The sequence below is a fragment of the Microbacterium sp. ZKA21 genome (assembly GCF_050434165.1).
Classification (GTDB): Bacteria; Actinomycetota; Actinomycetes; order Actinomycetales; family Microbacteriaceae; genus Microbacterium.
Genome location: NZ_JBNPVV010000004.1, coordinates 55,958 through 72,993 on the forward strand (window position 1 = coordinate 55,958; position 17,036 = coordinate 72,993).

Annotated in this window: 14 protein-coding genes; 7 read left to right on the plus strand and 7 right to left on the minus strand. The window is 68.9% G+C overall.

What is annotated here, in order from left to right; all coding sequences use genetic code 11:
* Positions 1-33 precede the first annotated feature (33 nt).
* Positions 34-1,308, plus strand: a complete 1,275-nt coding sequence (gene glyA / locus M2317_RS09835) for a serine hydroxymethyltransferase (protein ID WP_429459670.1) — start codon at positions 34-36, stop codon at positions 1,306-1,308.
* On the plus strand, positions 1,305-2,186 hold the full coding sequence (locus M2317_RS09840; protein WP_429459672.1) for a bifunctional methylenetetrahydrofolate dehydrogenase/methenyltetrahydrofolate cyclohydrolase: 882 nt from the start codon (positions 1,305-1,307) through the stop codon (positions 2,184-2,186). The genes glyA and M2317_RS09840 overlap by 4 nt, the downstream gene beginning before the upstream one ends.
* A 104-nt stretch (positions 2,187-2,290) precedes the next feature.
* Here M2317_RS09840 and M2317_RS09845 read toward each other — a convergent pair whose 3' ends face one another.
* Positions 2,291-2,833, minus strand: a complete 543-nt coding sequence (locus tag M2317_RS09845; protein ID WP_429459674.1) for a phage holin family protein — start codon at positions 2,831-2,833, stop codon at positions 2,291-2,293.
* A gap of 130 nt (positions 2,834-2,963) precedes the next feature.
* Between M2317_RS09845 and M2317_RS09850 the strand changes: the two genes are divergently transcribed.
* A complete protein-coding gene (locus tag M2317_RS09850) occupies positions 2,964-4,307 on the plus strand; it encodes an anaerobic C4-dicarboxylate transporter (protein WP_429459676.1) in 1,344 nt (447 codons plus the stop codon).
* 13 nt (positions 4,308-4,320) lie between these two features.
* On the opposite strand, the gene M2317_RS09855 is transcribed toward M2317_RS09850, so the two are convergent.
* From M2317_RS09855 to M2317_RS09880, 6 genes are all read right to left on the minus strand, one after another.
* Entirely contained in the window at positions 4,321-5,409 is a 1,089-nt protein-coding gene (locus M2317_RS09855; protein ID WP_429459678.1) for an N-formylglutamate amidohydrolase, read from the minus strand.
* Positions 5,410-5,541: 132 nt separating this feature from the next.
* Entirely contained in the window at positions 5,542-6,267 is a 726-nt protein-coding gene (locus tag M2317_RS09860; protein WP_429459680.1) for a DUF6882 domain-containing protein, read from the minus strand.
* 22 nt (positions 6,268-6,289) lie between these two features.
* On the minus strand, positions 6,290-7,528 hold the full coding sequence (locus tag M2317_RS09865; RefSeq protein ID WP_429459682.1) for an MFS transporter: 1,239 nt from the start codon (positions 7,526-7,528) through the stop codon (positions 6,290-6,292).
* A gap of 121 nt (positions 7,529-7,649) precedes the next feature.
* Positions 7,650-8,978, minus strand: a complete 1,329-nt coding sequence (gene xylB, locus M2317_RS09870) for a xylulokinase (RefSeq protein ID WP_429459684.1) — start codon at positions 8,976-8,978, stop codon at positions 7,650-7,652.
* A gap of 1 nt (position 8,979) precedes the next feature.
* Positions 8,980-10,170 carry a xylose isomerase gene (gene xylA, locus M2317_RS09875; RefSeq protein ID WP_429459686.1) on the minus strand — a complete coding sequence of 397 codons (1,191 nt, stop codon included), beginning with the start codon at positions 10,168-10,170 and terminating at the stop codon, positions 8,980-8,982.
* 74 nt (positions 10,171-10,244) lie between these two features.
* Positions 10,245-11,243, minus strand: coding sequence for a LacI family DNA-binding transcriptional regulator (locus tag M2317_RS09880; protein ID WP_429459688.1), 999 nt, complete (start codon positions 11,241-11,243; stop codon positions 10,245-10,247).
* Positions 11,244-11,395: 152 nt separating this feature from the next.
* On the opposite strand from M2317_RS09880, the gene M2317_RS09885 reads away from it, so the two are divergent.
* From M2317_RS09885 to M2317_RS09900, 4 genes are read left to right on the plus strand one after another with little or no spacing between them, the layout of a single operon-like run.
* The gene (locus tag M2317_RS09885; RefSeq protein ID WP_429459690.1) at positions 11,396-12,685 is read left to right on the plus strand and encodes an extracellular solute-binding protein; all 1,290 of its coding nucleotides are present in this window, start codon (positions 11,396-11,398) and stop codon (positions 12,683-12,685) included.
* Positions 12,686-12,693: 8 nt separating this feature from the next.
* The gene (locus tag M2317_RS09890) at positions 12,694-13,704 is read left to right on the plus strand and encodes a carbohydrate ABC transporter permease (protein WP_429459692.1); all 1,011 of its coding nucleotides are present in this window, start codon (positions 12,694-12,696) and stop codon (positions 13,702-13,704) included.
* Positions 13,701-14,588, plus strand: a complete 888-nt coding sequence (locus tag M2317_RS09895; protein ID WP_429459694.1) for a carbohydrate ABC transporter permease — start codon at positions 13,701-13,703, stop codon at positions 14,586-14,588. The genes M2317_RS09890 and M2317_RS09895 overlap by 4 nt, the downstream gene beginning before the upstream one ends.
* 30 nt (positions 14,589-14,618) lie before the next feature.
* Positions 14,619-17,036: a glycoside hydrolase family 3 N-terminal domain-containing protein gene (locus tag M2317_RS09900; RefSeq protein WP_429459696.1), complete on the plus strand. Its 2,418-nt coding sequence runs from the start codon at positions 14,619-14,621 to the stop codon at positions 17,034-17,036.

A 17,036-nucleotide genomic window follows, 5' to 3' on the forward strand; every position in this document is an offset into this window, starting at 1 on the left:
AACCCCTTTCCACCGTGAGATCAGGAGCACGTCATGACCGACCCGTACTTCAACGCCCCGCTGTCCGAAGTCGACCCGGAGATCGCCGAGGTCCTCGAGCGGGAGCTGAACCGCCAGCGCGGCTTCCTCGAGATGATCGCCTCCGAGAACTTCGTGCCCGTGTCCGTGCTGCAGTCGCAGGGCTCCGTGCTCACGAACAAGTACGCCGAGGGCTACCCCGGTCGCCGTTACTACGGCGGCTGCGAAGAGGTGGACGTCGCCGAGTCGCTCGCGATCGAGCGCGCCAAGAGCCTGTTCGGCTCGGAGTTCGCCAACGTCCAGCCGCACTCCGGTGCCACCGCCAACGCGGCAGTGCTGCACGCCATCGCCCGCCCCGGCGACACGCTGCTCGGCCTGTCGCTCGACCACGGCGGCCACCTGACGCACGGCATGAAGATCAACTTCTCCGGCCGGCTGTTCGACATCGTCGCGTACGGCGTCGACCCGGAGACCTCGCTCGTCGACATGGACGAGGTCCGTCGCCTCGCCATCGAGCACAAGCCGAAGGTCATCATCGCCGGCTGGTCGGCGTACCCGCGTCAGCTGGACTTCGCGAAGTTCCGCGAGATCGCCGACGAGGTGGGCGCGTACCTGTGGGTCGACATGGCGCACTTCGCCGGTCTCGTCGCCGCGGGCATCCACCCCAGCCCCGTCCCGCACGCGCATGTGGTCTCGTCGACCGTGCACAAGACGATCGGCGGACCCCGCTCCGGTTTCATCCTCACCAACGACGCGGACCTCGCCAAGAAGATCAACTCGGCCGTGTTCCCCGGTCAGCAGGGCGGACCGCTCATGCACGTGATCGCCGCCAAGGCGACCGCTTTCAAGATCGCGGGGACACCGGAGTTCAAGGAGCGTCAGGAGCGCACCGTCCGCGGTGCTGCGCTGCTCGCAGAGCGTCTCGGCCGTCAGGACGTCCAGGATGCCGGCATCAAGGTCCGCTCCGGCGGCACCGATGTGCACCTGGTCCTCGTCGACCTGCGCGACGCCGAGATCGACGGCAAGCAGGCCGAAGACCTGCTGCACGACATCCACATCACGGTCAACCGCAACGCGGTCCCGAACGACCCGCGTCCGCCGATGGTCACCTCCGGTCTGCGCATCGGCACTCCGGCGCTCGCGACGCGCGGATTCGGGGATGCCGAGTTCACCGAGGTCGCCGACATCATCGCACTGGCGCTGCTGCCCGGTGCGGATGTCGCGGCCCTCAAGGCCCGCGTCGACGCGCTCGCCGCCGCCTTCCCGCTCTACCCGGGACTGTCCCAGTGACTGCTGTCGTCCTGGACGGCAAGGCCGCATCGGCCGAGATCAGGGCGGAGCTCACCGAGCGGGTCGCCGCGCTCAAGGAGAAGGGGATCGTCCCCGGCATCGCCACAGTGCTCGTCGGGGCCGACCCGGCATCCCAGCTGTACGTCGGGATGAAGCACCGGCAGTCCGAGGCGATCGGGATGAACTCGATCCAGCGCGAGCTGCCGGCCGACGCCACGCAGGAGGACGTCGAGGCGCTGATCGATGAGCTCAACGCGGATCCGACCTGCCACGGATACATCGTGCAGCTGCCGCTGCCGAAGCACATCGACACCGACGCGATCCTCGAGCGCATCGACCCGGCCAAGGATGCCGACGGCCTGCACCCGACCAACCTCGGCCGACTGGTGCTGAACGTCAGCAGTCCGATCCGCACGCCGCTGCCGTGCACGCCCCGCGGCGTCATCGAACTGCTGCTCCGCAACGACTACGACCTCAAGGGCAAGCACGTCGTCGTGGTCGGGCGCGGCGTGACGATCGGTCGTCCGATGGGACTCCTGCTCACGCGTCGCGACATCAACGCGACCGTGACGCAGGTGCACACCGGCACGCCGGACATGGCACCGTACCTGCGTCAGGCCGACGTGATCGTCGCCGGTGCGGGGGTCAAGCACCTGATCCGCGCCGAGGACGTCAAGCCGGGGGCGGCAGTGCTCGACGTGGGCGTCACGCGTGAGACGGACCCCGAGACCGGCAAGTCGCGTGTGCATGGCGACGTGCACCCCGACGTCGCCTCGGTCGCCGGATGGATCTCGCCGAACCCCGGCGGCGTCGGCCCGATGACGGTCGCGCTGCTCATGACCAACGTCGTGGAGGCCGCCGAGCGCCTCGTGGCCTGACCGCTGGCACCACAGCGTCGGAAGAACCCGGATGTCGGGGCAGATCGCAGGATCTGCCCCGACATTCTGCGTTTCTCCGACGTTCCGGACGCGGATGCCGCGGCCTACAGTTCGTCCAGCATCCGGCGCTGCTCTGGCGTCAGGCCGTCGTCCGGTTCCGTCTCGGCGCGCGGAGCCGGCTGCGCAGAAGCAGCGGGTGCGGCGCCGTCCTTCGGCGTGACGCTGCCCGTGACCTTGTCGTACACCTCGCCCGCCTTGCGACGCAGGACGTCGTCGACCTGGTCGTAGATCACCCAACCGAGCAGGAGCAGCAGCGGCGGCAGAGCATAGCCCCAGAAGAACCCGTGGACTCCGACGGGGCTCAGCCACACGGTCAGCACCCAGATGATGAGCTCGACCACGTAGACGAGCGCATACTGCACGACCTTCTCGCCGGTCCTCGTGCGGTCGGCGGCGGAGCGCGCAGCCGACTTCTGGAAGGCGCCCTTCAGCAGCGGTTTGATGAACAGGGCAGCCAGCGTCAGGATCACGGATGCCCAGAGAGCATGCCATCCGACGCTCACGCTCGGCAGCACCAGCCCGATGATGAGCAGGACTGCGACGTTGAACACGTAGAGCGCGCCGAAGCGGATGATGCCGTTCCTCATATGCTCAGGTTCGCATATTCTCGGGCCGACGTGAACCGCCGCGCGGCATGCGATCGGCGCGAAGCCTGGCGCGTCGTGGCACGCACCGATAGTCTGACGCCCGAATCAGCGCCGGACGAAGGAGCACGCCATGGAAGCCGTCCTGTTCATCCTGCAACTGCTCGTCGTCCTGGGCTGCATCATCATGGGCACCCGCTCGAGCGGTGTCGGCCTCGGCCTCTGGGGCGGCGCGGGTGTCGCGATCCTCGTGTTCGTGTTCCAGCTCTCGCCGGGTTCGCCCCCGGTCGACGCGCTGCTCATCGTGCTGTCCGTGGTGCTGGCGGCATCAATGATGCAGGTCGCGGGCGGCATCGACTGGATGGTCTCGGTCGCGGCCAAGCTGATCGCGCGCAACCCCAAGCAGATCACGCTGGTGGCGCCGCTCGTGTCGTTCCTGTTCGCGGCGGGCGCCGGCACGTCGAACATCCTGTACCCGCTGCTGCCGGTGATCCAGGACCTCTCGTACCGCAACGGCATCCGACCGTCCCGGCCGCTGTCGCTCTCGGTCGTCGCCACCGGTGTGGCGCTGGCCTGCAGCCCCGTCTCCGCGGCGATGGCGGCGATGGTCACCCTCACCGACGTTCCGCCGTACGACTTCGAACTCATCGACATCCTGAAGGTCACGATCCCCGCGGCGATCGTCGGCATCGTGCTCAGCTCGCTGGTCGTGAACCGGCTCGGCAAGGACCTCGCCGACGACCCCGAGGTGCAGGCGAAGATCGCCGACGGCACCCTCGCCCCTCCTCGCTCCGACGCGGCCGAGGTCAAGGCGGACGTCACCGTGACGACGGCCGGGCGCAACGCGGCGATCATCTTCCTGCTCGGCGTGCTGACGATCGTGGTGTTCGGTCTGTTCAAGGGGATCCGTCCACTGGATGCCGACGGTGCTCCGGTCGGGATGACGCCGATCATCGAGATCATCATGTTCCTCGTCGGCACGCTCATCCTGATCGTGTCCCGGCCGAAGGTCGGCGACGTGCCGACGGCGACCGTGTTCAAGGCCGGCATGGTCTCGGCGATCGCGCTGTTCGGTCTCGCCTGGCTCACCGACACCTTCCTGTCCGCACACGTCGAGTTCATCTCCGAGAGCATCGGAGCGCTGGTCGGGGCGGCACCGTGGATCTTCGCGCTCGGCGTCTTCCTCGTCTGCGTGCTCACGACCAGCCAGTCGACCGCCACGCGGACGATCGTGCCGATCGGCCTCGCCGCGGGCATCCCGCTCGGCGTGCTCAGCGGCATGTGGGCTGGTGCGTTCGCCGGAATCTATCTGCTGCCGACCAACGGATCGCAGATCGCGGCGGCGAACTTCGACGTCTCCGGCACGACCAAGCTGGGGACGAAGCTCGTCGACCACTCGTTCTTCCTGCCGACGCTCGTGCTCGCTGTGACCACCATCGGCGCCGGTGCGGCGTTCGGTGCGCTGTGGGGCGGATGACCGTCGGCAGACCTCAGAACTCGCGGTAGAGGTCCCAGGCCGAACGGCAGGCCGCCGCGATCTCTGCGACGTGCGACGAGTCTTCGGCGATCCAGTCCGTTCCCGGCTCGTGCAACTCGGCCACGGCCGCGTCGCCGAGGAGGAACTCGCGTCGGAACTCCGCCTGGACCGCATCGAAGTGCGCGCCTCGGGCCTGCGCCTGGTCGGCGAGCTCCCGGAAGCGGATGCCGGCGGCCAGGATCTCCTGGCTGCCGAGGTAGGGCTTGTTGAGGGCCACGTCGGCGGGGGCGCGGACGCCGAACCCGGCGCGATGCGCCTCGGCGAGGATGCGCAGCCGGGACGGATCCATGGTGGGCGGGTCGGCAGGATCGCGTTCCTCGCCCTGGGCATCGCCGCGGTTGGACAGCGCGACGACATCCGGCAGCCGGTCCTTCTCGTCGCGGGGGACGTTCACGGCTCCGTCCTTCGTCGTCGTCGTGTTCATCGTGTCGTGGAACGACAGTCGCGTGAAGCGTCCGCCCGTGCGCAGCCTCTCGGCGATGAAACGCTCGGTGAGGGCGTCCCGGATGCGCTCGTACACTCCGAGTCCGCGCTCGGCCACCTCGACGAAGGCGTCGACGAGCGCATGCAGCCCGGCATCCGTATCAGGCACCTGCAGGATCGGGAAGAACGAGAACGTCACCGGGCGGATCGCGTCGACGCCGGTGAGATCGACCTTCTGCCAGGCGCCGGCGACCCTCGTGCGCTCGATCGCCTCGGTGAGGCCCGCTGCGACGTCGGCGGGCTTCGCCCGGTTCGGATCCCGAACCAGGCGCGGATGCGGGTTGAGCACCGCGACGACGCGCGGATCCTGAGATGCCCAGCGGCGCACGATCGCGTCGGTGGCGACGTCGGTGAAGTCGTACTGGAGCCGCTTGGTCAGCGCGGGGGAGAGGAACTCCGCGATCTCGGCGGGGATGGCGGCGCCGGCGTGCGGACAGCTGATGAGCACATCGGCGTCCCTGATCGCATCGTCGAGCGTGCGCCTGTCGGCGTCGGCGTAGACGACGATCTCGGCTTCCGTGAACGTCTTGCCGGCGGGGATGAGCTCCAGTGCGGACATGCGCTCATGCTAGCGATGTCGGACCGCGCACCACAGGGGCCGGAGACATCCCGCGCGTCGGAGCCGGTCGTGCGATCGCGTCCGACAGCGGGGATCTCTCCGATCGACGGGACGTGGATGCCGAGGCGGAGGTCAGGCCGTCGGGCCCATCGACCCCTCGATGCCGGTGATGCGGGCCTGCTCGTCGAAGCGGAACATCGCCGAACCGGTCGTGTCGCTCACGACCGCGCCGGAGAACGCCTCGTCGGTCCACTCCAGGTTCCAGCCGGCCAGACGCGCGGCATCCCACACCGACGACCGGGCGTCGGGCAGGGTCAGCGTCGAGAGCATCCGAGGCGCGGCGATGACGGCATCCGAGACCGTGAGCGGAGCGATCGGCGCATCGAGCAGGAAGACGGCGCGCGTGCCGCCGCCGACCGGGGCGGAGTAGTACGGCGAGCGTCCGGTGATCTCGACGGCGACCGAGCCGATCACGTGCGTCGCCTGCGCGATCCACGCCTCGGCGTCGTCTCCGGCATCCTCAGGGAAGGGCAGTTCCGATTGCGTCAGCTCGGCGATGCCGTACTGCTGGCCGTAGTCGCGCAGCTGTGCGGCGACGCCCTGCGCGTCACCCTGCGGGTGCGCCCATGCCCACAGCAGCGAGCGCGGACCCGGCGCGAGCGTCGCGATCAGATGCGGCGTGGTGACGAGCTGCCTGGTGGCGTCGGCATTGGACGTGAACGTCAGCGTCCCCGCGTTCAGGTCGGCATCCCAGCGGTGCTCGCCGAGAGCATCCGTCGCCGTGACGAGCGCGTCCTGGCGGAGGGCGGTGAACAGGGCGGCCCGATCGGCCAGGGGCTGGAGTGCGGCGAAGCTCATGGCACCAGTCTGGCCTGGGACGCTATGAATCCGCCAGTTGCCTCTCCGCGGCGACCACGCGACCCATGCGCCAGACGCTCGGCACCGCCAGGGTTGCGAGCGCGACGACCGCGTACAGGATGCCGGAGGCGATGAGGACAGTCGTGACGTCGGCGTTCGTGATCAGCCAGCCGTAGATGAGCGTGCCGATCGGCATCGCGACCCAGCTGCCCAGCATGTCGTAGCTCGACACGCGCGACAGCCGGTCCACCGGGACGTTCTCCATCATGGCGACGTTCCAGCCGGTGCTGAAGATCTCGTGCCCCGCTCCGGCGAGGAAGGCGACGATCGCCAGGAGGATCGCGGCCGGGTGCACGCCCAACATCGTCAGCGGGATCGCGAACACGGCCATGCCGATCATGCCGAGGCGCAACGGGCGCTTCAGCGGCACCCACATGAGCACGAGCGTCATCAGCAGGACGCCGACTCCCTCGGCGCTGAGCACCCACCCCCAGCCGGCGATGCCGAGTCGGTCGTCGTTCTTCGCGATGTACGGCCCTGCGACGCTCCAGGCGCCGACGTGGATCGCGTTCATGATCATGAAGGCCAGCACGATCGTCCACAGCCAGGTGCGTCCCCAGAACTCGTTCCAGCCGAGTCGGAGGTCGTGGAACAGCGACGAACCGCCGTTGCCGGCCGGCGGGGGCAGCTTCACGAGTGCGAGCACGGGGATGGCGACGAGCCATCCGGTCGCCTGGACGACCATGGCCCAGGCCGGGCCGGCCGCTGTGACGAGGATGCCGGCGATGATCGGCCCGCCGATCGTGACCGTCGAGCGCACGAACGACAGCATCGCGTTGGCCTGCTGGAGGTGCTCTGGCGTCGTGAGCTGCGGGATGATCCCCTGCATCGCCGGCATGACGAACGCCGTCGATGCGCCGCTCACGATCGACAGGATCACGAGCAGAGGCACCGTTGCCGTGCCGGTGAAGAGCAGAGCGGCCATCGCCCCGACGGAGAGGATGTCGACGACGTAGCAGGTCTGGATGACGAGCGCCCGCGGCATCCGATCCGCGACGACGCCGCCGAACAGGATGAAGACGATGTTGCTCACGGTGAACGCGGCGAGCACGTACGACAGCGAGCGGGCGTCGTTGTCGATCTCGAGGACGGCGAACGCGAGCGCGATCGAGGACATCGAGCCGGTCGTCATGGTGATCGCCCTGGCGATGAAGAACCAGCGGAAACTGCGGTCCTGCATCGCGGCGAGGCCGCGGATCATCGGAGGGCCATCTTCGTCGGCATCCGTCTATCCTGGCATCCCCGCGGTGGGTTCGAATCGCTCGAATGACCCTGTTCCGGCGTGCGGAAGGGTCATTCGAGCGATTCGAACCGGACGGGGGCTACCAGCTGGGACGGATGCCGGTGAGTGCCCAGGCCGCCTGGACGGCCGCGCCCTGAGCGACGTACTCCCCGGGCTCCGGCACCTCGACAGGTGCGTCGAAGATCTCGGCGGCGATCGCCGAGACGGCCGGGCTCTGCGCGGCGCCGCCGATGAGCAGGACGCGCTCGGCGGTGACGCCGTGCGCGCGCATCGCGTCGAGCCCGAACGCCAGGCCCTTCAGCACGCCCTCGATCGCGGCGCGGGCGAGGTTCTCGCGTGTCGTCGAGGCCAGGGTCATCCCAGACAGGGTCGCCGTGGCGTCCGGCCGGTTCGGCGTGCGCTCGCCTTCGAACCACGGCTGCAGTGAGAGCCCGTCGGCTCCGGGGCGCGCTGCGAGAGCCAGGCGCGAGAGCTCGTCGTGGTCGACGCCGAGCAGCGCCGCGGTGACGTCGAACACGCGCGCGGCGTTCAGCGTGGTCACGATCGGCAGGCGGGCCCCCGACGCGTCCGCGAAGCCGGCGACGGTGCCGCTGGGGTCGACGACCGGCGCGTCGGTGACCGCGAACACGGTCCCGCTCGTGCCGATCGACACACCGACATCACCGGGGCGCGCACCGAGCCCGAGGGCGGCAGCGGCGTTGTCGCCGGCACCCGCGGACACGACGAGACCGTCGAGCCCGGTGACGTGGTCGGATGGTCCGAGCACACGGGGGAGCACGATGTCCGCGGCATCCCGACGCAGCGCGAGCGATAGCAGGTCGCGGTCGTACTCGTCGCGCGCGGGGTCGAAGTAGCCGGTCCCGCTGGCATCCGAACGGTCGGTCACCAGCTCGGTCAGCACGGGCCCGAGGTCCGACTCGTCGACCGGCCCGTAGCCGCGCAGGCGCCAGGTCAGCCAGTCGTGCGGCAGTGCGACGGCGGCGACCCGTGCAGCATTGGCCGGTTCCGCGTCCGCGAGCCAGCGCAGCTTCGTCACCGTGAACGAGGCCACCGGGACCAGTCCGGTGCGCCGGGCGAACTCCGCGGCGCCCACCTCTTCGGTGAGCGCCGCGGCGGCATCCGCCGAGCGCGTGTCATTCCAGAGCAGCGCGTCACGGATGACGCGGCCGTCGGAATCCAGCGCGACGAGTCCGTGCTGCTGGCCGCCGATGCCGATCGCCGCGACGTCGGAGAGCCCACCGGCATCCGACAGCGCGGTCTGCAGGGCATCCCACCACGCCGCCGGATCGACCGACGTGCCGTCGGGGTGCGAAGCGCGCCCCGTCCGCATCACGGCTCCTGTCGACGCGTCGCGGATGACGACCTTGCAGCTCTGCGTCGACGAATCGACTCCGGCGACCAGCGTCATCTCAGCGGGCTCCGAGCAGGTGCTCGGTGGCGAGCTGCTGCAGACGGACGAAGCCGAAGCCCTTGCCGCCCAGATAGGCGTTCGCATCGAAGTCCTCGTACGCCGAACGGTCGGCGAGGAAGGCGTCGTAGCTCTCGCCCGGGTTCAGCGTCGGGGTCGACAGCTCGTCGACCTTGGCTGCGGCCAGAGCCTCCTGCACCTCGGGGTCGGCGCGGAAGGCCGCGGCCCGCTCCTTGAGCAGCAGGTACGTGCGCATGTTCGCCGCAGCGGACTCCCAGACGCCCTTCTCATCCTCGGTGCGGCTCGGCTTGTAGTCGAAGTGACGGGGGCCGTCGTAGGCGGGGACGCCGCCGGGGCCGCCGTTCTCGAGGAGGTCGACGAGCGAGAACGCGTTGTGCAGATCTCCGTGACCGAACACGAGGTCCTGGTCGTACTTGATGCCGCGCTGACCGTTGAGGTCGATGTGGAAGAGCTTGCCGTGGAACAGGGCCTGCGCGATGCCGGCGGTGAAGTTCAGCCCGGCCATCTGCTCGTGTCCGACCTCGGGGTTCACACCCACGAGTTCCGGTCGCTCGAGCGAGTCGATGAAGGCGATCGCGTGGCCGAGGGTCGGCAGCAGGATGTCGCCGCGGGGCTCGTTCGGCTTCGGCTCGATCGCGAAGCGGATGTCGTAGCCCTTGTCGGTGACGTAGTCGCCGAGCAGGTTGACGGCCTCGCGGTAGCGCTCGAGGGCTGCGCGGACGTCCTTGGCGGAGTCGTACTCGGCACCCTCGCGGCCGCCCCACATCACGAACGTCTTGGCGCCGAGCTCGGCACCGAGGTCGAGCTGGCGGAAGACCTTGCGCAGCGCGTAGCGGCGCACGTCGCGGTCGTTCGAGGTGAAGCCGCCGTCCTTGAAGACTGGGGCGCTGAACAGGTTGGTGGTGACCATCGGCACGATCAGGCCGGTGTCGGCGAGAGCGCCCTTGAGGCGGTCGATCTGGGTCTGACGCTCGGCGTCGGTGGATCCGAACGCGAACAGGTCGTCGTCGTGGAAGGTGAGACCGTACGCGCCGAGCTCAGCGAGCTTCTCGACGGCGTGCACGACGTCGAGAGCGGGACGGGTGGGTCCGCCGAACGGATCGGTACCGTTGTAGCCGATCGTCCAGAGGCCGAACGAGAACTTGTCTTCGCGGGTGGGTGTGAGTGCCATGGCGCATCGCTTTCAACATCGGTGGTGAATTGTTGTGAGCTCGAACATATCAACCCGATGCGCCGACCGCAAGGTCAGCCAGGAGGGGCGGACGTCGAGTTGCGCACGATGAGCTCGGCCGGCATCCGGATGTGCTCCGCATCGCCGCCGCCGAGCATGTCCAGCAGCATGCCGACGGCCGCGGATCCCATGTCGGCGAGCGGCTGGCGCACGGTCGTGAGCCGAGGGGTGTGCGACGACGCCTCCGGGATGTCGTCGAAGCCGACCACGGACAGGTCGTCCGGGACGCGCAGTCCGCGCTCCGTCGCGACCCTGATCATCTCGATGGCCGACAGATCGTTCGCGGCGAACACGGCGGTCGGCCGATCGGTCAGATCGAGCAGAGCGTTTGCTCCTGGCGTCGATGCGGCCGTCCGGTATCCGCCGTCCTCGACGAGTGCGCCGTCGAACGGGATGCCGGCGGCCGCGAGCGCCTCGCGGTATCCGCGCTCGCGCTGGTGGGCGGATTCCAGATCCGTGCGTCCGCGGAGGTGGCCGATGCGACGGTGCCCGAGGGAGATCAGATGCTCGGTCGCGGTGCGCGACGCCGTCACGTTCGCGACCGACACGGTCGCGGGTCCGTCGGGCCCGGTGTGCGGGTCGACGGCGACGAGCGGGATGGAGGTCTGGTCCGGCATCGCCGTCGGGGTCACCAGGATCGCTCCGTCGATCAGCGTCCCGCCCAGTCGCGAGAGCGATCGCCGCTCCCAGCCGAGGTGGTCGCCCGCCGAGACGCTTCCGGCGTAGGCGAGCACGTCGTATGGAGTGTTCTGCAGTGCGGCCGACACGCCCCGGAGCAGCTGCAGCGCGAACGGCTCGAACTCGGCCACGAGGACCCCGATCACGTTCGTCCGCCCTCGCCGCATGGACGTCGCCACCAGTGAGCTCTCGTACCCGAGATCCGCCACGACGCCGAGGACGTGGGCGAGCGTCGCGGCCGAGACCCCGTCCCGGCCGTTGATCGCCTTGGAGACCGTCGCGACGGAGACGCCCGCAGTGCGGGCGACGTCGGTGATGGTGGGACGTCGGTTCATGGGCACAGCCTAGCCAATCGGGGAGAAAACGTTATCGATATCGTTTGACACCGGTGCGTCGAGCGTGTGAGAGTGGGCGCACAACACATTGGTGTGGCTGGCAACAAATGCGTTCGTCCGGCCCCACGACTCGATGAAGAGGAGAACACAGCATGAAGATGCGCAAGGCATGGGCCGCCGGTGCGGCCGTCGCGGCGCTGGGAATGCTCGGCCTGACCGGCTGCACCGCCGGCGGCAGCGGCGACGGCGGCGACAGCGGCACTCTCACGATGTGGCACAACTCCACCACCGGTGACGGCAAGCAGTACTGGGAGGACGCTGCTGCCGCCTTCCACGAGGAGAACCCCGACGTCACGATCAAGGTGACGTCGATCCAGAACGAGGACATGGACGGCAAGCTGCAGACCGCCGTGAATTCTGGCGATATGCCCGACATCTTCATGGCGCGCGGCGGCGGCAAACTCGCCGACATCGTGTCCGCCGGCAAGGTGAAGGACCTCACCGACCTCATCGACGACGACGTCAAGGCATCGTTCGGCGACGCGGCCTTCAGCGCGTTCACGGTCGATGACAAGATCTACGGCGTGCCCAGCGCCGTCCTGCCCGGGGGCATCTTCTACAGCAAGGACCTGTTCGCCGAGGCCGGCATCACCGAGACGCCGACCACGCTGGACGACCTCGCCGATGCCGTCGAGAAGCTCAAGGCCGCCGGCATCCAGCCGATCGCGCTGGGCGCGAAGGACGCGTGGCCTGCCGCGCACTGGTACTACTTCTTCGCGTTGCGCGCCTGCGGCCAGGATGTGGTGCAGAACCTCGCCACCGACCCCGACTTCTCGGACGGATGCTGGCTGGAAGCGGCCGAGAACCTGAACGAGTTCGCTTCGATCGAGCCGTTCAACGCGGGCTTCCTGACCACCTCCGCGCAGGAGGGAGCCAACTCGTCCGCCGGTCTCGTCGCCAACCACAAGGCCGCGATGGAGCTCATGGGCGCGTGGAACGTCGGCGTCATCGCCAGCCTCACGCCGGACCAGGAGCCGCTCGCGGATCTCGACTGGTTCCCGTTCCCCGAGGTCGACGGCGGCGACGGCGAGGCCGGCGCCATGATGGGCGGCGCTGACGGCTACTCGTGCGCTGCGGACGCTCCGAAATCCTGCGAGGAGTTCCTGAACTTCGTCTCGTCGCAGGAATGGCAGGAGAAGTACGCGGTCGCCTTCCAGACGATTCCCGCATCGAAGGATGCCGCCGGTGCCGTGACCGACCCGTCGCTCGAGCCGCTCATGGCGGCGTACAGCGAGGCGCCGTACGTGTCGCTGTGGCTGGACACCTCGCTGGGTCAGAACGTCGGAAACGCGCTGAACACCGGTGTGGTCGAGATGCTGGCGGGTCAGGGCGACCCGCAGAAGCTCGTCGACGGCGTCGAAGCAGCCGCTGCGAGGGGCTGATCAGCGACATGACCGATTCACAGACGCTGACGGAGACGTCGGCGCCTGCGAGCAGCACCCGTGCCGGGACCGACCAGGTCCCGGCACGGCGATCCCCGCGGCCGGACTGGCGCAAGCGCGGCGAGATCGTGCTGCTGGCAGGCCCCGCGCTCCTCGTCTTCCTCGGCTTCGTCATCTTCCCGGTGCTGATGGCTGGCTTCTACGGGTTCTTCCGCTGGAACGGCTTCGGCTGGCCCACGGAATTCGTCGGACTCGACAACTACGTGCTCATGCTGCAGGACGAGACGTTCCGGCAGGCCGTGCTGCACAACTTCATCATCGTGATCCTCTCGCTGGTCATGCAGGGGCCGATCGCGATCCTGTTCGCCCTGCTGCTGAATCAGAAGATCCGCGGACGCTCCGTGATCCGCGTGCTGATCTTCGCCCCGTACGTCATCGCGGAGGTCGTCGTCGGCACCGGCTGGAGCCTGATGCTGCAGGATGCCGGTGCGCTGAATTCGTTCCTCGAGAAGATCGGTCTCGAGTCGTGGCAGCACTCGTGGATCGCGGACCCGTCGATCGCGATGTGGTCGCTCATGGTGATCATCACGTGGAAGTACATCGGCTTCGCGGTGATCCTCATGCTCGCGGGCATGCAGTCGATCCCGGAGGAGCTGTACGAGGCCGCGGCCATCGACGGCGCCGGATTCTGGCGTGCGCAGTGGAGCATCACGCTGCCGTTGCTCGGCCCGACCATCCGCATCTGGGCGTTCCTGTCGATCATCGGCTCGCTGCAGCTGTTCGACCTCGTCAACATCATCTGGGGGCAGTACATCGCCGCCACCGCCGGCACCTCGACCATGGCCACGTACATGTACCAGAACGGTCATCTGGCCGGGAACTACGGCTTCGGAAACGCCGTGGCCGTGATGCTGTTCCTCATCTCGCTGGTCGTCGCGCTCATCTATCAGCGGTTCGTGCTGCGGCGCGACACCGAGGGCGCACTGACCGGAGACAGCCGAAAGGGTCGCAGGCGATGACCGACACACTCAAGACCTCCGTGGCCATCCAGGCCGTCGGCCCGCGGCGTCGCCGTGCGGCATCCGGTGTCAAGTGGGGCAGCCCAGGCGTGTACCTGCTCGCGCTGGTGCTCATCACGATCTGCGTCACGCCGCTGCTGTACATCATCGTCGGCGGCTTCCGCACGAACTCCCAGATCACCAACGACCCGGCCGCCTGGCCGGACCCGTGGCAGATCGCGAACTACACCGATGTGCTCGCCAGCAGCGAGTTCTGGACCGCGATGCTGAACTCCACGCTCTCGGCGGTGGGCACCACGCTCGGCGCGGTCATCCTGGGCGTCATGGCGAGCTACGTGATCGCCCGATACGACTTCTCGGGCAAGGCCGTGATGTACTCCGTGTTCGCCGCCGGGCTCATGTTCCCCGTGACGGTCGCGATCACGCCGCTGTACCTGCTGATCCGCAACCTCGGCCTCGTGAACAGCCTGGCGGGCATCATCCTGCCTCAGATCGCCTTCGCGCTGCCGACGACGATCATCATCCTCGTGCCGTTCCTGCGGGCCATCCCGAAGGAGCTCGAGGAGGCGGCGTCGATCGACGGGGCCTCGCGCCTGGGCTTCTTCTGGCGCATGGTGGTTCCGCTGAGCCTGCCCGGTGTCATCACCGTCGGCATCCTGGCCTTCATCGGCGCCTGGAACGGCTACATGCTCCCGCTGTTCATCCTCAACGATTCCAGCCTGTTCACGCTGCCGCTCGGTGTGCAGAACTTCGCGTCGCAGTACTCGGTCGACACCGCTCGCGTGCTCGCGTACACGTCGCTGTCGATGCTGCCTGCGCTGATCTTCTTCAGCATGTTCGAGCGCCGCATCGTCGGCGGTCTGACCGGCGCCGTCAAGGGCTGAAGCCCGCACGCACGATCCATGGAGACCTCTATGACCGCGGACATCCCCGCATTCCCGACCCCTTCAGCGCGCGTCGCCGACCTCGTCGCGCGGATGACCCTGGAGGAGAAGGCCGCACAGATCGTCGGCTACTGGCTCGACCAGGGCGGCGACGTCGTCGCCCCGATGCAGGACGAGATGGTCGGGGATGCCGCCGGCGACACGCTCGCGGAGATCACCCGTGACGGCATCGGCCACTACACCAGGGTGTACGGCACGAGGCCGGTGGATGCCGCGGAGCGCGCCGCCTGGCTGTGGACCGAGCAGCGGCGGCTGAAGCGCGAGACGCGCCTCGGCATCCCGGCGATCGTGCACGAGGAGTGCCTGACGGGCCTCGCCGCCTGGAAGGCCGCGACCTTCCCGACGCCGTTGGCGTGGGGTGCGTCGTTCGACCCGGAGCTCGTCGCCGAGATGTCGTCGCTCATCGGGGAATCGATGCGCAGCCTCGGCATCCATCAGGGCCTGGCGCCCGTGCTCGACGTCGTGCGCGACCCTCGGTGGGGACGTGTGGACGAGTGCATCGGCGAGGACCCGTATCTGGTGGGGACGGTCGGGACGGCCTTCGTGCGCGGGCTGCAGTCGTCCGGCGTCCACGCCACGCTGAAGCACTTCCTCGGATACTCGGGCTCGCGCGCCGGGCGCAACCATGCGCCGGTGGCCGCGGGTCCGCGTGAGGTCGCCGACGTGTTCCTCCCGCCGTTCGAGATGGCGATCCGCGACGGCGGCGTGCGCAGCGTCATGAACAGCTACGCCGAGATCGACGGGATGCCGGTCGCGGCCGACCCGGATCTGCTCACGGGTCTGCTGCGCGAGAAGCTCGGCTTCGACGGCGTCGTGGTCGCGGACTACTTCGCCGTCGCGTTCCTCGAGGTGATGCACGCGGTCGCGACCGACCGCGGTCAGGCCGCTGAGCTGGCGCTCAGCGCCGGCATCGACGTCGAACTGCCCTCGGGCGACGCCTACCTCGCACCGCTGGTCGAGCGGGTCCGCGCGGGCTCATTCGACGAGCGGTACCTCGATCGGGCGGTGATCCGCGTGCTGATGCAGAAGGAGGACCTCGGTCTGCTCGACCCGGAGGCCTTCGAGGACGAGCCGCCGGCCGTCATCGATGTCGACACGCCGCGGCACCGCGAAGTGGCCCGCCGCCTGGCCGCGGAATCCCTGGTGCTGCTGTCGAACGACGGCGCGCTTCCGCTCGCGCGCACGGCGCGCCGGATCGCGCTGATCGGTCCGAACGCCGATCGCGCCGACGCCCTGCAGGGCTGCTACTCGTTCGCGAACCACGTGCTCGCCCATCACGCCGAGTACGAGGTCGGCTTCGAGATCCCCACCGTGCGCGAGGCGCTGGTCACCGCGCTGCCGGATGCCCAGATCGTCCATGTGCACGGTGCGGATGTCGAAGGCGTGGACCGGTCCGGTTTCGCCGAGGCCGCTGCGGCCGCGGCATCCTCGGACGTCGCGATCGTCGTCGTCGGCGACCAGGCCGGCCTCTTCGGCCGCGGCACGGTCGGCGAGGGGAACGACGTCGATTCGCTCGACCTGCCCGGAGTGCAGCGCGAGCTCGTCGAGACCCTGGTGGCCACGGGCACGCCGGTCGTCGTCGTGCTCATCACCGGGCGTCCGTACGCGATCGACTGGGCGCTCGACGCCGAGGGGGCGCGACCGGCAGCGGTGCTGCAGGCGTTCTTCCCCGGCGAAGCGGGTGGGACGGCGATCGCCGACGTGCTGATCGGCGACGTCTCGCCGTCCGGCCGGATGCCGGTGAGCCTGCCGCGCTCGTCCGGGTCGCAGCCGTACAGCTACCTCCGTCCGATTCTCGGCGGGCCCTCGGCGGTCACCGCGCTCGACTCGACGCCGCTGCGGCCGTTCGGCTTCGGCCTGTCGTACACGACGTTCGCGTACGACGCGTTCTCGGTGTCGGAGGATGCTGCGACCGACGGGTTCTTCACGGCATCCGTCGTGGTGACGAACACGGGCGAGCGGGACGGTGCGGACGTCGTCCAGCTGTACGGCAGGGATGTCGCGGCCTCCCTCACGCGGCCTGTCGCCCAACTGCTCGCCTATGCGCGGGTCGAGCTGGCCGCCGGTGAGAGTCGCACGGTGCGGTTCGAGGTCCCCGCGGCACGGTTCGCCTTCACGAACCGCAGCCTGACGCGGGTCGTCGAGCCGGGCGACGTGCACGTGTGGGTCGCTTCTCACGCCGAGGCCTCGGCTGCCGGCGAGATCTCCGATGCAACCGGCGGTGCCATCTCGAACGAGCGAGCCGCTGTACGTCGCGACATCGCGAGCGTCGCGACCGACGCGCGCGTCGTGGCGCTGACGGGAGACGTCCACGAGGTGACGGCCGCGGATGCGCGAATCGTGTCGGTCGTGGTCGAAGAGACGAGCGTTGCGGCGGAGCCTCGATAG

Bases quoted from the DNA above. Each gene is read 5' to 3' on its own strand.
- glyA (WP_429459670.1), top strand. From the start codon at position 34: ATGACCGACCCGTACTTCAACGCCCCGCTGTCCGAAGTCGACCCGGAG.
- M2317_RS09845 (WP_429459674.1), bottom strand. From the start codon at position 2,833: ATGAGGAACGGCATCATCCGCTTCGGCGCGCTCTACGTGTTCAACGTC.
- M2317_RS09850 (WP_429459676.1), top strand. From the start codon at position 2,964: ATGGAAGCCGTCCTGTTCATCCTGCAACTGCTCGTCGTCCTGGGCTGC.
- M2317_RS09855 (WP_429459678.1), bottom strand. From the start codon at position 5,409: ATGTCCGCACTGGAGCTCATCCCCGCCGGCAAGACGTTCACGGAAGCC.
- M2317_RS09860 (WP_429459680.1), bottom strand. From the start codon at position 6,267: ATGAGCTTCGCCGCACTCCAGCCCCTGGCCGATCGGGCCGCCCTGTTC.
- M2317_RS09865 (WP_429459682.1), bottom strand. From the start codon at position 7,528: ATGATCCGCGGCCTCGCCGCGATGCAGGACCGCAGTTTCCGCTGGTTC.
- xylB (WP_429459684.1), bottom strand. From the start codon at position 8,978: ATGACGCTGGTCGCCGGAGTCGATTCGTCGACGCAGAGCTGCAAGGTC.
- xylA (WP_429459686.1), bottom strand. From the start codon at position 10,170: ATGGCACTCACACCCACCCGCGAAGACAAGTTCTCGTTCGGCCTCTGG.
- M2317_RS09880 (WP_429459688.1), bottom strand. From the start codon at position 11,243: ATGAACCGACGTCCCACCATCACCGACGTCGCCCGCACTGCGGGCGTC.
- M2317_RS09885 (WP_429459690.1), top strand. From the start codon at position 11,396: ATGAAGATGCGCAAGGCATGGGCCGCCGGTGCGGCCGTCGCGGCGCTG.
- M2317_RS09890 (WP_429459692.1), top strand. From the start codon at position 12,694: ATGACCGATTCACAGACGCTGACGGAGACGTCGGCGCCTGCGAGCAGC.
- M2317_RS09895 (WP_429459694.1), top strand. From the start codon at position 13,701: ATGACCGACACACTCAAGACCTCCGTGGCCATCCAGGCCGTCGGCCCG.
- M2317_RS09900 (WP_429459696.1), top strand. From the start codon at position 14,619: ATGACCGCGGACATCCCCGCATTCCCGACCCCTTCAGCGCGCGTCGCC.